16 protein-coding genes are annotated in these 15,173 nt (G+C 55.3%); 4 read left to right on the forward strand and 12 right to left on the reverse strand.

The window, feature by feature from the left end; genetic code table 11:
* Positions 1–126: 126 nt before the first annotated feature.
* The 7 genes from DQG13_RS15500 to DQG13_RS15530 all read right to left on the reverse strand — a co-directional run bounded on the left by DQG13_RS15500 (position 127) and on the right by DQG13_RS15530 (position 6,959).
* Positions 127–585 carry a DUF1801 domain-containing protein gene (locus tag DQG13_RS15500; RefSeq protein WP_113020692.1) on the reverse strand — a complete coding sequence of 153 codons (459 nt, stop codon included), beginning with the start codon at positions 583–585 and terminating at the stop codon, positions 127–129.
* A gap of 105 nt (positions 586–690) precedes the next feature.
* The gene (locus DQG13_RS15505) at positions 691–1,641 is read right to left on the reverse strand and encodes an ABC transporter permease (RefSeq protein ID WP_113020693.1); all 951 of its coding nucleotides are present in this window, start codon (positions 1,639–1,641) and stop codon (positions 691–693) included.
* On the reverse strand, positions 1,638–2,714 hold the full coding sequence (locus tag DQG13_RS15510) for an ABC transporter permease (protein ID WP_113020694.1): 1,077 nt from the start codon (positions 2,712–2,714) through the stop codon (positions 1,638–1,640). The genes DQG13_RS15505 and DQG13_RS15510 overlap by 4 nt, the downstream gene beginning before the upstream one ends.
* Positions 2,707–4,260, reverse strand: coding sequence for an ABC transporter ATP-binding protein (locus DQG13_RS15515; protein WP_181592772.1), 1,554 nt, complete (start codon positions 4,258–4,260; stop codon positions 2,707–2,709). The genes DQG13_RS15510 and DQG13_RS15515 overlap by 8 nt, the downstream gene beginning before the upstream one ends.
* Before the next feature lie 10 nt (positions 4,261–4,270).
* The gene (locus tag DQG13_RS15520; protein WP_113020695.1) at positions 4,271–5,341 is read right to left on the reverse strand and encodes a BMP family lipoprotein; all 1,071 of its coding nucleotides are present in this window, start codon (positions 5,339–5,341) and stop codon (positions 4,271–4,273) included.
* Positions 5,342–5,758: 417 nt separating this feature from the next.
* Complete coding sequence (locus tag DQG13_RS15525) at positions 5,759–6,031, reverse strand: YkgJ family cysteine cluster protein (protein WP_113020696.1); 273 nt, start codon at positions 6,029–6,031, stop codon at positions 5,759–5,761.
* A 97-nt stretch (positions 6,032–6,128) separates the two neighbouring features.
* Positions 6,129–6,959: an aldo/keto reductase gene (locus DQG13_RS15530; RefSeq protein ID WP_113020697.1), complete on the reverse strand. Its 831-nt coding sequence runs from the start codon at positions 6,957–6,959 to the stop codon at positions 6,129–6,131.
* Positions 6,960–7,212: 253 nt separating this feature from the next.
* On the opposite strand from DQG13_RS15530, the gene DQG13_RS15535 reads away from it, so the two are divergent.
* Positions 7,213–8,964: a methyl-accepting chemotaxis protein gene (locus tag DQG13_RS15535; protein ID WP_181592773.1), complete on the forward strand. Its 1,752-nt coding sequence runs from the start codon at positions 7,213–7,215 to the stop codon at positions 8,962–8,964.
* Between the two features lie 148 nt (positions 8,965–9,112).
* Here DQG13_RS15535 and DQG13_RS15540 read toward each other — a convergent pair whose 3' ends face one another.
* The gene (locus tag DQG13_RS15540; protein WP_181592774.1) at positions 9,113–9,805 is read right to left on the reverse strand and encodes a hypothetical protein; all 693 of its coding nucleotides are present in this window, start codon (positions 9,803–9,805) and stop codon (positions 9,113–9,115) included.
* Between the two features lie 180 nt (positions 9,806–9,985).
* Between DQG13_RS15540 and DQG13_RS15545 the strand changes: the two genes are divergently transcribed.
* Complete coding sequence (locus DQG13_RS15545; RefSeq protein ID WP_258525693.1) at positions 9,986–11,227, forward strand: aminopeptidase; 1,242 nt, start codon at positions 9,986–9,988, stop codon at positions 11,225–11,227.
* Positions 11,228–11,304: 77 nt separating this feature from the next.
* Entirely contained in the window at positions 11,305–11,811 is a 507-nt protein-coding gene (locus DQG13_RS15550; protein WP_220094387.1) for a GNAT family N-acetyltransferase, read from the forward strand.
* 75 nt (positions 11,812–11,886) lie between these two features.
* Here the strand turns inward: DQG13_RS15550 and DQG13_RS15555 are convergent, their stop codons facing one another.
* Complete coding sequence (locus DQG13_RS15555; RefSeq protein WP_113020701.1) at positions 11,887–12,543, reverse strand: FusB/FusC family EF-G-binding protein; 657 nt, start codon at positions 12,541–12,543, stop codon at positions 11,887–11,889.
* 391 nt (positions 12,544–12,934) lie between these two features.
* Here DQG13_RS15555 and tlp point away from each other — a divergent pair, with 391 nt between their 5' ends.
* The gene (tlp, locus tag DQG13_RS15560) at positions 12,935–13,156 is read left to right on the forward strand and encodes a small acid-soluble spore protein Tlp (protein ID WP_113020702.1); all 222 of its coding nucleotides are present in this window, start codon (positions 12,935–12,937) and stop codon (positions 13,154–13,156) included.
* A gap of 64 nt (positions 13,157–13,220) precedes the next feature.
* Here the strand turns inward: tlp and DQG13_RS15565 are convergent, their stop codons facing one another.
* The 3 genes from DQG13_RS15565 to DQG13_RS15575 all read right to left on the reverse strand — a co-directional run bounded on the left by DQG13_RS15565 (position 13,221) and on the right by DQG13_RS15575 (position 15,030).
* Complete coding sequence (locus DQG13_RS15565; RefSeq protein WP_113020703.1) at positions 13,221–13,436, reverse strand: hypothetical protein; 216 nt, start codon at positions 13,434–13,436, stop codon at positions 13,221–13,223.
* A complete protein-coding gene (locus DQG13_RS15570) occupies positions 13,437–14,588 on the reverse strand; it encodes a DUF4062 domain-containing protein (RefSeq protein WP_181592775.1) in 1,152 nt (383 codons plus the stop codon).
* Positions 14,589–14,835: 247 nt separating this feature from the next.
* Positions 14,836–15,030 carry a hypothetical protein gene (locus DQG13_RS15575; protein ID WP_146767162.1) on the reverse strand — a complete coding sequence of 65 codons (195 nt, stop codon included), beginning with the start codon at positions 15,028–15,030 and terminating at the stop codon, positions 14,836–14,838.
* Positions 15,031–15,173: the final 143 nt, after the last annotated feature.

Below are 15,173 nucleotides of genomic sequence, written 5' to 3' on the forward strand. Positions count from 1 at the left end.
TGGACTACTCATAGCTTTAAGCTTTTTAGAACCCCCAGTCGAACTGGGGGTTTTCGTATACAAAAAAAGAGCAGCCAGCCGGCTGCTCTCCCCCGTTTATTCGCCTGCTTCTGATTCGCCTGCCTCTTATTCCTCTGCTCCGGCATCCGTAGCACCGCCGCCAACGCCTTGCGGATAGGCCTTTTTCAGAAAATCCACCGATTGGACGATTAGCTCCTTGAGCACATCCACCCGGATATCCGCTACTTTGTTGATATACACACAGGCTTTGCCTGATGTGTGTTTGCCCAATTCCTGCAGCAGAGCCTCCCTTTGGGCATCGCCAACCGCAAAATAGAGGCTGATTTTTCCTTTCCTCGGCGAAAAACCCACCAGCGGCGCATCGCCCTCATGGCCGGAGGCGTACTTGTAATGATACGAGCCAAAACCGATAATGCTGCTGCCCCACAGCTTAGCCTGGCATCCCGTGGTTTCAGTGAAAATTTCCAATAACGCATAAGCATCTTCGCGCTTCTTCGGATTATCGACTGCTTCGATAAATTCGATGACACTGTGATCCGTTTCCTTGGTTTTTTGCTCGTACATCGCTTAAGCCCCTCCCTTCTCCCTTCTGTCGAAGCAAAAACTCCTCCGCCGGCGCTCACTCATGGAACACGGGGACGGAGGAATTTTGTAAAGTACATGAAGCCTCTACCGCTTGCCCGGATCGTAAGGCTCGCCCAGCGCCGCCGGGGCGCGGGCACGGCCTACGGCTCCCGCCAGCACCAGAATGGTGAGGACATAGGGCAGCATGAAGATGAACTCCTGGGGAATCCTGGCGGACCAGTCATACAGCTGCACCACGTTCCGCAGGGAGGTGGCGAAGCCGAAGAACACCGCCGCGCCGAAGGCGCCCAAGGGATTCCACTTGCCGAAGATCATGGCGGCAATGGCGATGAAGCCCTGGCCGGAGATAGTGTTATGGGTGAAGCTGGCGGTGGTGGTCATGGTGATGGTAGCTCCGCCCAAGGCGGACAAGGCTCCGCTGATAAACACCCCGATATAGCGGGTGCGCAGCACCTTGATGCCCACCGTATCCGCGGCGCTGGGATGTTCGCCCACCGCCCGCAGCCGCAGTCCGAAGGGCATTTTGTACAGGACATACCAAGCCACAAACACCAGGATATAGGCCAGATACGTAGGCGGATACGCCTGGAACAAGGCCGGACCGACAAAAGGAATATCCCCCAGCAGCGGGATTTTCACCTTGCTGAATACCTCCTGCAGGTTCTCCGTCTGGCCGGAGCCGTCGAAGAGCACTTTCACCAGATACACGCACAGCCCCGCGGCGAGGAAGTTGATGACCACGCCGCTGACCGTCTGGTCCGCCTTAAAGGTAATGGAGGCCACCGCATGGACAGCCGACAGCAGAATGCCCAGCGCCGCCGCGGCAAGCATACCCGCATAGGGAGAGAAAACACCCATCCCCGCTTCCTCGGCATAATAGCCGAACAACGCGGCGCCAAAGGCTCCCACCACCATCAAACCTTCAATTCCGATGTTGACCACACCGGATTTTTCCGAGAAAATACCGCCCAGGGCCGCCAGAATCAGAGGCGTGGAAAACACCAGGGTAATATTGATAATTTCCGCGAAGTTCATCCTGCCGCCTCCTTTTTGCGTCTGGCCGTAAAGGGCGCGAGCACCCACCGGACAAGACCGCTGGACGCCACGAAGAATATGATCAGCCCGATGACCACCCGGATAATTTCCGGCGGCACATCCGCCTCAAAGCTCATGCCCGCAGAGCCGTAGTTCAGGGAGCCGAACAGAATCGAACCCAGCAGGATGCCCACAGGGTTGTTGCCGCCCAACAGCGCCACGGCAATGCCGTCGAAGCCCAAGCCGCTGCTGGCCGCCGCCCGGGTCATGTAGCCAAATACCCCCAGGCCCTCGGTCACGCCCGCCAGTCCGGCAAACAAGCCGCTGATGAACATGGCCTTGATCACATTGCCGTTGACATTGATGCCGGCATATTGGGCGGCGTGGGGATTATGCCCTACAGCGCGGAGCTCGTAGCCCTGCCGGGTTTTCCACAGCAGAATATAGAAGACCGGAACCGCCAAGAGGGCCAGCAGCACGCCCCAATGCAGCCGGGAATCGCCGAACAGCCCGGACAGCCAGCTGGAGGTGATGGAGGCGCTGGGTTCGATTATTTTGGAGCGCTGGGTCTTTTCCTGCAGCAGGAAATGGCCGATCAGATAGTTGGCCAGATACAGGGCAATCCAGTTCATCATAATGCTGGTGATAACCTCGTTGACGCCGCGGGAGGCCTTCAGCCAGCCCACAATGGCGCCCCAGAGGCCGCCGCAGAGCATCCCGACAATAACGGCCAGCGGAGTATGGATGTAAGCCGGCAGGTCCAGCACAATGCCGATCCAGACCGAACCCAGCATCCCCATGGTAACCTGCCCTTCCGCGCCGATGTTGAAGAGGCCTGTCCGGTAAGCAAAGCCTACGGATAACCCGCACAGAAGCAGCGGCGTAATCCCCCGCAGAGTCTCTCCGATGTCATAGGGGGTGCCGACCACCTTCCCCGCCAGCGCTTTGTACGCCGCGAAGGGATTGAAGCCGCCGATAGCCATAATCAGGCCGCCGACAATAAGCCCCAGAAGAATCGCCACCAGCGGAATATAGGCGGAGTCCTTGACGAACACCTTCATCCATTTATTCATGCGCCGCTGTCTCCCTTCTGCTGCCCGCCATTAAGAGGCCCAGCTCCTGATCGTTGGTGTCCTCGGGACGCACCTCGCCCACCACTTTGCCCTCATACATGACCACAATCCGGTCGGAGAGCTTCATGATCTCATCCAGCTCGAAGGAGACTAGGAGCACTGCCTTGCCCTTGTCCCGCTGCTCCACCAGCCGCCGGTGAATAAATTCAATGGCGCCCACATCAAGCCCCCGGGTAGGCTGGGCCGCAATCAGCAGATCCGGGTCCTTGTCCAGCTCCCGGGCGATAATCGCCTTTTGCTGGTTGCCTCCCGAGAGGGAGCGGGCTCTGGCGTCGGTTCCCGAAGCTCTTACGTCGAAGTCCTTCACCAGCTTTTGGGCATGAACCTCCATGGCATTCTCATCCATAAAACCGCTGCGGTTAAAAGGCGCTCTAAAGTACGTGTTCAGCACCATATTTTCCCGCAGGGTAAAATCCAGCACCAGACCGTGTTTATGCCGGTCCTCCGGGATCAGGGACAGGCCCGCTTCCCCGATCTGCCGGGTGGAGCGGTTCTGCACCTCCGCGCCCTTCAAGAGAATCCGGCCCGAGTCCACCTTGCGCAGTCCCGTCAGGGCGGCAATCAGCTCGCTTTGGCCGTTGCCGTCCACGCCCGCCACACCCAGAATTTCCCCGGCATTCACCTGCAGGGATATCCCGTCCAGCGCACGCACGCCGCGCTCATCCTTCAGGGACACCTTGTCGACCTGAAGCACCGGCGCGCCGGGAACCGAAGCGGCTTTGTTGATCTCAAAGGACACATTGCGCCCCACCATCGCCTCGGCCAGCGCATCCGGCGTGGTTTCGGCGGTAACCACCGAACCCACCACCTTGCCTCTGCGGATAATGGTAACCCGGTCGGAGATAGCCATAATTTCCTTAAGCTTGTGGGTGATCAAAATGATGGACTTGCCCTCCCGGATCAGATTGCGCATGATCTTCAGCAGATCGTCAATCTCCTGGGGCGTCAATACGGCGGTAGGCTCATCAAAAATGATAATATCCGCACCCCGGTACAGCGTCTTCAGAATCTCCACCCGCTGCTGCATGCCGACGGATATATCCTCGATCTTCGCATACGGGTCCACCTGGAGGCCGTACAGATTGGACAGCCGCTCCACCTCTTTGGCCGCCTTTTTCACATCGGTGGACAGCCCTTTTACCGGCTCGCTGCCCAGGATAATATTCTCCGCTACGGTAAAAGGGTGCACCAGCTTAAAGTGCTGGTGCACCATTCCAATACCGAGCTTTATCGCCTTGTTCGGCCCGTCGATGACAACCTTCTCCCCGCCCACGAAAATATCCCCCTCGTCGGGCTGATACAGCCCAAAGAGGATATTCATGAGCGTGGATTTGCCCGCGCCGTTCTCCCCCAGAAGCGCATGGATTTCACCCTTGCGCAGGGTAAGGGAAATAGAGTCGTTGGCGACAATGCCGGGGAACCGCTTGGTGATTCCCCGCATTTCGATCACCACGGGAGCCGATGAGTCCAGTGCCGCTCGGTTCATGAGATCACGCTCACTTTTCGGGAACTTTGATTTCGCCGCTGATGATCTTCGCCTTATACTCGTCAACCTTCTTCAGAATATCCGCCGGAACATTGGGGTTGTTGGGCGGCAAACCAACGCCGTTGTCCTTCAGGCCCAGCACAACCGGTTTGGTGTCGAAGGAGCCGGTTTCGATCAGGTTCTTGGATACGCTGTACACCGCTTGATCCACATACTTCATCATGGAGGTCAGAGTTACGTCATTGCCGAACTCAACGGATTGGTCCTTGTCCACCCCGATCACCCATACCTTCTTGCCGCCCTTCACACGGTCCTTGGCTTCATTGAAGACGCCGGTTCCGGTTCCGCCGGAAGCGTGGAAGATAATGTCTACACCATCGTTGTACATGGTGGCGGCGGCAGCTTTGCCCAGGTCGGGCTTGTCGAAGGCGCCGGTGTAGTTAACCGATACCTTGGCATTGGGGTTGGCAGCGGCTACGCCTGCCTTGAAGCCGGCTTCGAAGCGCTTGATTACAACGATGTCCATACCGCCCACAAAGCCAACCTTGTTGGTTTTGGTCATGAGGCCGGCCACAACGCCTACCAGGTAGGAGCCTTCCTGCTCGGAGAAGGTAACGGACTTCACGTTGGGGGCTTCCACAACCTCATCGATAATAGCCAGCTTGGCATTGGGATTGGCGGCAGCTACTTGCTTCATAGCGTCGCCGATGATGAAGCCGATGCCCCAGGTCAGATTATAGTTATCCTTGACGAAGGTGTTCAGGTTAGGCTGGAATTCGGTGTCGTTCTTGGACTGCAGATACTTCACTTCAGCGCCGGTATCGGTCTTCAGCTTCTGCAGAGCCTCCCAAGCGGATTGGTTAAAGGATTTGTCGTTAACGCCGCCGACATCGGTAACCATGCCTACCTTAACGCCCACTCCTTTTTTGCTGGCAGGACTGGCTGCCGCTGATGCCGAAGCTGCCGCCGTAGGAGCCGCTGATGCCGCGCCCTGCGTATTGTCCTCCTTCTTGCCGCAGCCGGCAAGGGCGGACACAAGCACCAAGGATGCCGCCGTTAAAATAATCCCTATCTTTTTCATAAACCTGTCCCCTCGATTCATTAAGATTAGCCATGCGTCTTTCATCTTATCGTTATTTTTGAGCAGCCGTCAATAATATTCCTTCATTGGTAAAAAGCCTGCCGTCACCAAGCTCTTATCCATCTTTACCCTTCCCAGCATGTTCCTTTTCTATGTATCCCCCCACGCAGGTCAGATCGCCTCCAAGCTCAGCGCAATGCAGCCGGAAACCGGGCAGAATCATCTGAACCAAATTGCGGAATAGCTGCTGTTGGCGCAAAAATCGCCCTATTCCGCCCTGTTTCATGTCATATAATATGACTCTGTTTTCTTGTTTGGCGATGGAAAGAAGCCCCGCCCTTGCTTTCCGTCATATATTCTAACACCATCTGCTTTACCCGGCAAATTCTTTTCTATGATGTTGAAAAATTTTTTTGATTAAACCGGTTTAGCCGTCCCAGGCGCCGTCAACCGCTCCAGCCTCTCTAAGTAGGCAAAGGCATCGGCTGGGGACTCTCCGCACATCTCCGGGGAAGGCCGGAGACTGCCGCATACCCCGGGGCGCTCCGGGCGTCCGAAGAGAGCGCAGCGCAGATCCGGCAGCAGTTGAACGCAAGGAACGCCGGCAGGTTTGCCGCCGGGCATTCCGGGGATCTGCGAAGAGATGGACACTGCGATACAGCAGGCCGCACAGCCCATCCGGCATTCCATCTGCCCCTCCTCCTCTCTCCATATAAAGACAAAACCGCCTCGTTGCCTCCGGTTTGTCCGGCAGGCGGCGAAGCGGTCTTCGGGTCCTTGACCAAATTTAAAAATTGAAATTATCCGGGTCGGAGCCCTTGCGCTCATTGCGGTTCAAAGCGTCAATGGCCTCCATATCCGACGGCGATAGAACAAAGTCGAAAATATCGGCGTTTTCCTTCAAGCGGCCTTCATGCACCGTCTTGGGAATGGTCACCACGCCATTCTGCAAATCCCAGCGCAGAATCACCTGGGAAGCGGATTTGCCATACTTGGCGCCGATTTCCCCCAGCACCGGATGATTGGTCAGCGCGCCTTGGGCCAGAGGGCTCCATGCCTCCAGCTGAATGCCCTTATCCTTGCAAAAGGAGAGCAGCGGCTTTTGAGTCAAATACGGATGGAACTCCACCTGATTAACCGCCGGAATAACGCCGGTCTCCCCGATAATATCCTCCAGATGATGGATTTGAAAGTTGCTGACCCCGATGGCCTTCACCCGTCCGCTTTGATAGAGGTGGGTAAGCGCCTTCCAGGTTTCCACATACTTCCCCTTCACCGGCCAATGCACCAGATAAAGATCCACATATTCCAATCCCAGCTTGTCCAGACTTGTGTCGAAAGCCGCCAGCGTAGAATCATAACCTTGGTCGGAGTTCCAAACCTTGGTGGTGATAAACAGCTCTTCCCGAGGCACCCCGCATTCCCGGATGCCTTGGCCTACGCCTGTTTCATTGCCGTACACCGCCGCCGTATCGATGGAGCGGTATCCCAGGCGGATCGCCGACTTTACTGTTTCCGCCACAGTGCCGCCGTCTTCCACTTTCCATACGCCCAGCCCCAGCCAGGGCATGTTTACGCCGTTGTTCAAACGGGTTGTATCCGACAATGATGCAATCATTCGCCTCAATCACTCCTTTAGTGAGTTGGAAAATCCTGTGCAACAAACTCCCCTTTCATTGTAGCATAAGGTCTGCAAAAGGCGAAAATAAAGCCGGAGGTTTTTACGTTTTTATAAATTTCGACATTTTCCGATTTGTTGACTAATTGTTGATGAGAAATTTCCTTCCCCTTGATTGATGCTCTTTCCAGGTAGTGATACCATCATTTATAGTCGGAATTTGCAGATCATTCCATGTGGAGGAAGTGTAAGCATGAAGAGCCTTTCCGCAAGCCGGTCCAGATTAAGCCATATGCTGGACAATCCCTTTCTGATCAAACACCGGTCGGTCGGAACCAAGATCGCCATATTGATGGGCATCTCCCTGCTGTTTCTGGTCGGCTCCGTTGTGATGTATTACCTTGACCTGAAGCAAAGCGAGAAGAATTGGAATGAAGCGTTCGAGGGTGAAATCATCCCCATGACCGATATGTCGTCCGTTTTGCTCAATTTGAAGGAGACGGATATCCGCCTGCTGGAATATTTAATCAGCACTGATCCTGCAGCCCGCGGCACGCTGACCGAATCGGTAAAAAAACTGACGGCGGCCAACGACGAGCTGCTGGCCCATTATGCGCAGGTGGCCAAAAGCGACGAGGAGGAGGCCCGGCTTGCGGAATTTACCGCCCAATACCAGGAGCAGCGCGAAGTGATGAATACCGCTCTAGCCGCCGGCTCGGCCGTCTCTCCCCTCAAGCTTTATCAGTCAGATCTGAAGCCTTATCAGAAAAAGCTGGAGGAGCTGGCCCTGTCCATCCAGGAGCAGCACAAGCAAGAAGTGATGGACAGCAACGAAAAGACTCATTCATTTATTGACGGGCGGATCAGTCTGATGACCATGGCCAGCATCGCCTTATATCTGCTGCTGGGTTTGTCGGGATATCTGATTCAGCGGACCATCAAAAAGCCGATGCGCCAGATTCAATATTTGATGGCGGAGGTGGAGAACGGCAACCTGGGGGTAAAGGCCTCTTACGAATCCAAGGATGAGCTGGGACGTCTGGCCTCCTCCTTCAATGGCATGATTGCCGGTCTGCGCAGCATGATGGGACTGGTCCAGGAAAGCGCCCTGACCCTGTCGGCCAGCGCAGAGGAGTTCCTGGCCAGCTCCGAAGAGTCCAAGGCGGCGGGCGGACTTATTGCCGACTCTACCCAAGAGCTTGCTTCGGGGCTGGATCATCAGGTGAAGACGGTGGATTCCGCTTCCCGCATCAGCGAGAAAATGAGAGAGCACATCAGCCAAATCGCCGATCAATGTGAAAAGGCCGCCTCCCGGACGGCCAGAGCCGCGCAAATGGCAGCGAATGGGGAACAGGTTATGATTGGCGCCCGGGCTTCCCTGAACCAGGTTCAGGAGGTAGCCAACGCCGCCTCCGGGCAGATGAAACGGCTGGCGCAGCGGTCCGGGGAAATCAGCTCTATCGTGGAAGCTATCTCCGCTATTGCCGCCCGGACCAATCTGTTGGCCCTGAATGCCTCCATTGAGGCGGCAAGGGCCGGAGAATCGGGACGGGGCTTCGCCGTAGTCGCCGCCGAGGTCAAGCAACTGGCGGAGCAGAGCCGGGAGCAAGCCCGGCAGATTGCCCAGCTCATCGGGGATACCCAGCAGGATATTGATCTTGCTGCCCGAGGCAACCAGCAGAGTGCGGAAATTACCAGGCGGATAACCGAATCCCGGGATTTGGACGAAGCCTTCAGCTCCATTAGCCGGGTCGTCGATAAAATCCATGCCAACGTGGAGGAAATCGTCCAGGCGGTGACTCTGGTAAGCGCGGGCAGCAGCCAGGTAGCGGAGGCGATGGCCGCCGTTACGGAAGTGGCCCAGGACGGGGCGGCCATGAGCCAGGAGGCCGCAGCCGCCAATGAGGAGCAGCTGGCCACCCTGGAGGACATGTCCCACAACGCCAGCTCCTTATCCAAGCTGGCGGAGGAGCTGCAGGCGGGCCTGTCCCGCTTCACGCTGTAAAAGTCCCCCAAAAGTGACGCAGATGCTCTGATGTCAATTCCGATTACTTTTGGGGGTGCCCCCGAAGCCAGGGTCAAAAAGACCGGAACCGGTGCAGCGCAGGCTGTCGGGACTCCGGTCTTTTGGCGGCTGCTGCCGCCCCTCACGCTTAAAGCTTGGATTCCCGCATCAGGAGATGGCGGTAGGTATATTTGCTGAAGGGGAAGCGGAACGCAAGGGCCACACCATAGGATTCCAGGGTGACCGAACGCAGCGCCGGGTCCTTGACCACCGTACGCACCAGCTTGGCGGCCTCCTCCGGGTCCTTGTCTTCAATGGCGTGGGCCAGCCGCCCGGTATACAAAGGGGCTTTGGCAAAGCGCTTATACAGGGGAAGCACCGCCTGGGCCACCCGCTGGAAAGCCTCCGGCTCGAAGGTAAACTGAACCGTCCCCGGCGGAATAGTGGTTCCGTTGGAATAAACCTCAATCGGTTTGGCAAACGGCAGTCCCACAAAATACCCGATCCCGTTGGTCCCGGGAAAGTTCTCGCCGATTTTGGGCGCTGCTTCCTTCATCATCTGCTCAATCTTGTCCAAATCCGTCTCCGTCACCGCTTCGCAGAAACGGCGGACATAAAACTCGCTGGTTGCGGCCCGCCGGTAGAAGGGCTCCATCCGCCGTCCGGTCTGCTGCAGCACATATGCCAGCGTTACCGCTTTGGCCGGCGCCGCCGCCTTTTTCCGTTTGTGCATGGAGGGGCGCTTCCTCCCGGGGACTTCCCTGGCGCCTGCTATAAACGCCCTCCTATCCGCTGCCGCCCGCCGGTTCACCCAATAGACATTGCCTGGCGTCTTCCACATATGCACACTCCCCTGCCCGATTCTGGTCCATAACCATTGTATGCCGTCCCCCGGCGGAAGGTTCGGCCACCCCATCCGGCGGCGTACATGCGGGAATGGGATGACGCCTTTATGCTACAATAGGGAAGACGCCTGCTTTCGAATTGTACAAGCACGCATGCGGGCATAAAGGAGATGCGAATGATGAAACCGTCGTTTGAAATTTGTCTGGAGCGTTACGCTGAGCTGGTAATTAAAATCGGGGCAGCCCTGCGCAAGGGGCACTCGTTATGGATCAACTCCAATCTGGACAGCGCCCCGTTTGCCCGTCTGTTGGCCTCGAAGGCCTATGAAGCGGGAGCCGCCCATGTGCAAATGGACTGGGTGGACGAAGCCTCCACCCGGATCAGATACGAGCAGGCGCCGGAGGAAACCCTCCGCACGCCGCCGGAGTGGCGGACCAAGGCCATGGAAGCGCACATGGAGGCAGGCGGCTCCTTCCTGCAAATTTACGCTCCCAACCCCTCCCTGCTGAAGGGGCTTCCTCCGGAGCGGATTGCCATCGGCAACAAAGCCCAAGCGGAGGCCATGCAGGGTTTTCGCCGGTATGTCAACCAGAACCTGAACGCCTGGTCCATGGCTTCCGTGCCGACCCCGGCCTGGGCGGCTGCCGTATTCCCGCAGCTGTCTCTCGCTGAAGCGCAGGATGCGCTGTGGGACCGGATTTTCCAGGTGAACCGGGTGTACGAGCCGGACCCGTTGGCTGCCTGGGAGGCCCATCTGAAGGCGCTGAACCGGCGCAAGGATTATATGAACGCCAAGCGTTACCGCCGCCTGCACTACAAAGCGCCGGGTACGGATCTTGTCATCGGGCTGCCCGAAGGGCATATCTGGAAAGCGGCCACCTCGGAGACCCCGGACGGCATTGTATTCCTGCCCAACATGCCTACCGAGGAAATCTTCACCATGCCCCACAAGGATGAGGTCAACGGCACTGTAGCCAGCACCCTGCCGCTTCCGTATTCGGGCAGTGTCATTGAGGGCTTTTCCCTCACCTTTAAGGATGGGGCCGTGACGGACTTTTCCGCAGCGGAGGGGTATGAGCCCCTGAAGAGCCTGATCGAGATGGATGAAGGCTCCCGCCGCCTGGGCGAGGTTGCGCTGGTTCCCCATCATTCGCCGATTTCCGATTTGGGGATCACCTTCTACAACACCATGTTCGACGAAAATGCCGCCTGCCACCTGGCCCTGGGCAATGCCTATTCCTTTACCCTGGAAAATGGAACCGCCATGTCCCGGGAGGAGTTGTCCAGCCGCGGCGCCAACGCCAGTCTGGCCCATGTGGATTTTATGATGGGCAGCGGAGAGCTGGACATTGACGGGGAGACGGCCGACGGGACTCTTGAACCCATCTTCCGCAAGGGAAACTGGGCATTCTCCTGATTCTTGCGCAACGCCCCGCAGCCCTTACCCAATTGTGCCGCTCCTGTGATATGATGGTAAAAAGGAGATGACCAGGCATGGCCATGATTTTGGCAAGCTCGGAACGGATACGGCTGCGGGTATCGCGGCCCCATGATTTGGACTATGTGCTTCAGGCGGAGAGCCACCCGGACAACCGGAATTTTGTCAACCAATGGACCAAGGAGCAGCACCGGAACGCCCAAGAGGGCACGGACACGGTTCACCTGATTGTGGAGGCGGATCTGGAGGCCTGCGGCTACGCCATTATTGCCGGGCTGGAGAATCCGGCGCGCAGCATTGAGCTGAAGCGGCTGGTGATTACGGAGAAGGGCCAGGGCTTTGGCCGGGACGTGCTCCGGCTGGTGAAGCGCTGCGCCTTCAACCGCTGGAACGCCCACCGGCTGTGGCTGGATGTGCGCAGCAACAACCCGCGTGCGCAGCACCTGTATGAGAGCGAGGGCTTCCAGGTGGAGGGTACGCTGCGGGATTCCATCCTGGTAGGCGGAGAATATGTGTCCGTGACCATTCTCTCCATCCTGGAATCGGAGTACAAGGATGTGTAGGCGGCCATGGGCACAAAAAAAGAGGCAGCCAGGGCACTGGTCCCGGGCTCGCCTCTTTTTTGCGCGGCTTATGAGTTATGAATCCAACACAGAGCCGATGAACGCCTCCAATGGGGCAGCATCGGTGATGTTTTTGTTGCAGCTATGGCCGTTTAGGCAGATGTAGTTGCCTACAGATTTGTAGTAGTCGGGCAATGCGTGAGCAGGCCTTTTTTTGGAGACGGCCGAAAGCAGCACCAGTTCCTCGAACCGGTTGCAGACGAAGCAGTAACCCTTTTTGTTGGTGGCGGTGAATCTGCCTTCCACACCCACGAACTGCTCGCCATTGTGATACACGATGAACATTTTGTTAGTGGAGATATCCGTCCAGCTCAGATAGGTCACATGCCGCCAGTCCACCTGTTCCAGATCAGGCAGCTTCAGCTTTTTGTTTTTCGGAAACAGCTTCTGGATTTGCTTTTCGGTGATGCGGGGAAACTCCAGCATATACGGCTCCAGAGCCTGGATATAGTTGTGGAAATCCTCCGCCGTTTTCAGGTTGGCAATGGACTCCAGCATTGCTTTCCGGCTGTCTCTTACATCAGGAAACAGCTCCTCCACCTTGGCGGCCGCGCTCAAACGGACGGATTCCAGCACCTTCGGGTCCCCTACTGTCCGGACGGCGCGCAGCACCGAATCCGCTTGACTCTTGATTACATTATATTGGCAGTTTCTAATAAATGGTTCGCACATGGACCTCAGCCCCTTATTTTATTTGGTATGGCAAATAAGGTGCAAAGCCACTATTAGAAAACGATAAATGCTTGTTCGGGCGATATATCCTTCCGGCCAGCCCATGCAAAGTATCGCCTCCTATCAGGCTTTGCATGAGGGTTTTCCAATCCGGCAATCTCCGATTGCCATGAGTATCACCTCCGTTTGGCGAATATGATTAGTATACCCGGGCTGGCATGCAAAATAAAGAGGTGCCGGAAAGTGGAATTTGCATATAACGAAAAAATCCTTGCCGCGGCGTCCAATCGGACTTGTATGGAAGCCCCAGCCGTGCATAAGAACCATTCCGGCCGATCAACCTATCCGGTAGCGCCCAATCAGGCGTGACCAACAAGAGGAGGCGATGATCATGGCAAAGCCGGATAACCGCGCAGACAATGTGGAGCATCTGCAGCAAAATATCCAGAATACCCAGAAAAACCTGCACGAGGCCGAGGAATATCTGAACGAGTTTTCCTCCGAAATCAGCGACGAGGAACGCAGTCAAATTGAAAAGAAAAACCAGCGCCGCGAGAAAAGCATTGAGGGCTTCCGCCGCGAGGTCAAGGACGAAGCCCACGCCCAGGAATAACAACGGCGTTCCTGGTTTAAAACCCTTCAGCAAAACAAAACCCGCCAACATTGATGGCGGGTTTTTATATAAGATATTCGGTTATGGATTTATTGCTGATCTTCTCAATCATTCTTTCAATGGAGCTGGACACTTCCTCATAGGCCAGTTCTTTTTGCTTTCGGTAATCCTTGGGCGACTTTTCAATGGGAGAAAAGATCAAGGCATGTTTGGGATACTGCTTCCCCTTTACAACCTCCGTCACATCTCCATTAATAGAAACGTAAGCTTTCCCTGCCATTCAAATCACCCCTTCCAAAATGGAAACCGCCGTATAAAAAAGCTCCCCGTTTTTATTCATTATACCACTTTCCACGTTGCCCTGATAGTCCAAATACAAGGGGGTATTCCACTCTTCGCCGCAGGGAAAATGGAAGGTAAGGACAAAGCCGTTTCCCTTTAGGCAAACATACAGACTTTTATTGTCTTCCCTGAAAAAAATATTATCGCTGGCCCCTTTTTGGGTAAGGACCACATAGGAGGTGTCGTCATCCATGCTGAAATTTCTGGCTTTAATTTTACCCGAGGATTCCAGCAATATCATTTGACCGTGATCCTGCTTGTAAAGAGTGACCGCGGAGCAGTTGTGGATCTCCCCGATTTTCCGCTGCACATATCCGAAATCATTGACAATGACATTCCCCATGGCGGCTTGCTTCAGCTCCGAAATTAACAGCGGGAGATCGGTTTTCAGGCCCAGCCTTACCAGGGGAACAATTCTGGATGTGAATTTTTTATAGTGCTGCAGCTCCTTGGCCTGCACCAGCGTCCGTACAATATCTTTTTTGTTCCGCAGCATTTCCACGCCGTCCCGCAGCATATCGCTTAACAAGGAATCCCACTCAATGGGCACTCCCGGCATCAGATTCTCCACAAAAATCTTTTCCTCCGCCATAATCTCGTGAAGGAAATACCACACATAATCATCCACGTGCTGCTGTTGGGAAGAAATTCTCGATTTATGAAGACCGATATGATGGACAATATCCGCCGGGGCAGGCTTCCCCAATTTGCTTGCCCGGAATGAGGCTGTATATTCATCGATCAGATGCTTCACATTACCAAGATATTCAGATTTGATATCCGTCTCCACAAATACCAAAACCGATTTTCTCTCCGCCAGAGCCTGCTCAAATTCCAGATGGGTAACGGACCGCCCGTAGGGGGTGATGGAGCCAGCTCTTGCTCCCACAAACAGGATAAAAATATCGCAATCCGAAACCAGCTTCATACACTTGGCAATGGAGTCTTCCCCGTTATGCCATGCGCCGAAGTTCCGTTCAAACATCAACGGGTCATGCCCAAGGGAACGGAGCTTATCAAAGCTGGTATTCCGGGTCGGACCAAAGGAAGCTTGGGAAGCGGAGCTTAAGAAAATTTTGGTCTTTGGCAAAATAGACACCTCTGCATCTGTAAGCGCTAACCCAATTATACTATGAATTTTCCAGAATACTACAAAATCCCGCGAAAAATAAAAGCCGCACGCAGGAGTCACTGAGTTCCGTAGTGGAAGGGATAAACCTCCCAATTGCCGACTTTGCCTCCCCGAGAATTGCCAAGCTCAGTAGCAGAAGAGGTTAAACGGAACTGAGAAGCCTAATAACGTTGCTGCGGACTCCATTTCGCCTCATTTTCGTCGTTTATGCCATCGTTAGAGCCGCTGGAGTTTCGTATAGACTGCGCGTGATCCATATTGTTCCAATGCCATCATGCAAAAGTACACTTATTTTTAGCCGTGAGCCCTCTTTTTCGCTCTCATAATGCAAAAGTGCACTTACTTTCGCTTGAAACCGCCAAAAAGCTAAAATCCGCATGAATGAACTGTACTTTTGCATGATGACCCTCCGTTTCAGCGGCTGACCCATGAAAGAAGTGTACTTTTGCATTATAGGCATACCATATCCTTCCATCCGCCAATAGAGGAGTTGTTGGCATCCAAAAGGATACTCGTTTTACGCAATAGCTGAGTAGCTACAAA

The organism is Paenibacillus sp. YN15 (assembly GCF_003285005.1).
Lineage (GTDB): Bacteria > Bacillota > Bacilli > Paenibacillales > NBRC-103111 > Paenibacillus_AR.